This window comes from Streptomyces alkaliterrae (assembly GCF_007097205.2).
Classification (GTDB): domain Bacteria; phylum Actinomycetota; class Actinomycetes; order Streptomycetales; family Streptomycetaceae; genus Streptomyces; species Streptomyces alkaliterrae.
This window is the reverse complement of sequence record NZ_VJYK02000566.1, coordinates 1-1,584: the sequence shown is the minus strand read 5'-3', so window position 1 is coordinate 1,584 and position 1,584 is coordinate 1. Positions and strand designations below refer to the sequence as shown.

The window sequence follows — 1,584 nt, the reverse complement described above, 5'->3', positions numbered from 1 at the left end:
GGGCTGGGCGCGCTCGCCGCGCTCGCGGGTGGAGGTGGGGCCGCGCACGCGGCCGGAGGGACGGCGCAGGTGCGGTCGGGCGGCGGAGACGCCGTGCGCGGAGCGGCGGGGGTGTCGCGTCGGCTGCGGGCGTTGGAGAGGGAACACGACGCCAGGATCGGGGTGTTCGCGTACGACACCGGCACCAGGCGGAGGGTGCTGCACCGCGCGGACGAGCGCTTTCCGATGTGCTCGGTGTTCAAGACCTTCGCCGCGGCGGCGGTGCTGCGGGACCTCGACCGTGACGGCGACTTCCTGGCCAAGCGCATCCGGTACAGCCGGCAGGAGGCCGACGACTCCGGGTACGCGCCCGTCACCGGACGGCCGGAGAACATCGCCCGGGGGATGACGGTCGGGGAGCTGTGCGGCGCGGCCGTCTCCGAGAGTGACAACGCGGCGGCGAACCTGCTGCTGCGGGAGTTGGGCGGCCCGCGTTCGATCACCCGCTTCTGCCGTTCGGTCGGGGACGACGTGTCCCGACTCGACCGCTGGGAGCCGGAGTTGAACTCGGCGGAGCCGTGGCGGGTGACCGACACGTCGAGTCCCCGGGCGCTTGGGCGCAGCTATGCGCGGCTGGTGCTCGGCGACGCGCTGGAGCCCGGCGACCGCACGCGGCTGACCGACTGGCTGCTTGCCAACACCACCAACGGCGAGCGCTTCCGCGCCGGTCTCCCGGCCGACTGGCTGCTCGGCGACAAGACCGGCGCGGGCAGCTACGGAACGAACAACGATGCGGGCGTCGCCTGGCCGCCCGGGCGCGCGCCGCTGGTACTGGTCGTGCTGACGACCAAGTTCGAGCCGGATGCCGCGCCGGACAACACCTTGGTGCGCAGGACGGCGGAGCTGCTGGCGGAGGAGCTGGGCTGAGGGGGCGTTGCGTTGCCCGTCGGCGGCCCCGCGTGTGCGTACTACGCGGACGCGGGGCCGCCGAGGATGACGGAGCGGGTGAGGTTGCGGGGGCGGTCGGGGTCGTGGCCGGCGGCCTCGGCGCGGGCGACGGCCAGCCGCTGGGCCCGGACGAGGTCGGCCATGGGGTCCAACGCCGCGCTTTCGGAGCCTACTTGGGAGTCGGCGACCAGGGTGCCGCCGACCGCTGAGACGTCCGCGGCGAGGCCGGTCGGCAGGGGGCCGAAGGCCCAGGCGATCCGACCGGGGCCGGTGATGCTGATCGGGCCGTGCCGGTACTCCATCGCCGGATAGGCCTCCGTCCAGGACTGCGCGGCCTCCCGGAGCTTGAGCGCGGCCTCCTGCGCCAGGCCGTAAGTCCAGCCGGTGCCGAGGAAGGTGAGCTGTCCGGCGGCGAGCGCGGCGGCCGGCAGGGGGTCGGCGAGGGCGCGTTCGGCGTCGTGGGCCGCGTCGGTGAGGAGGCGGACTCCGGGGGGCAGGGCGCCGTCCGCCTCCAGATGGGCGCGGAGCAGGGCGAGCGCGGTCGTGGCGAACCTCGTCTGTACGACGGACTCCTCGTCGGCGTAGTCCAACACGGCGACGTGAGAGGCCAGTTCGACGACGGGGGTGTGCGGGTCGGCGGTGAGGGCGGTGGTGGGC

General features: G+C 74.7%; 2 protein-coding genes. One reads left to right on the top strand and one right to left on the bottom strand.

The window, feature by feature from the left end; translation table 11 throughout:
* The first annotated feature begins 3 nt into the window (after positions 1-3).
* A complete protein-coding gene (bla, locus tag FNX44_RS26790; RefSeq protein WP_143651551.1) occupies positions 4-906 on the top strand; it encodes a class A beta-lactamase in 903 nt (300 codons plus the stop codon).
* 41 nt (positions 907-947) lie between these two features.
* On the opposite strand, the gene FNX44_RS28380 is transcribed toward bla, so the two are convergent.
* Positions 948-1,584: SIS domain-containing protein (locus FNX44_RS28380; protein WP_369123543.1), on the bottom strand; the 637-nt coding region annotated here is incomplete at its 5' end.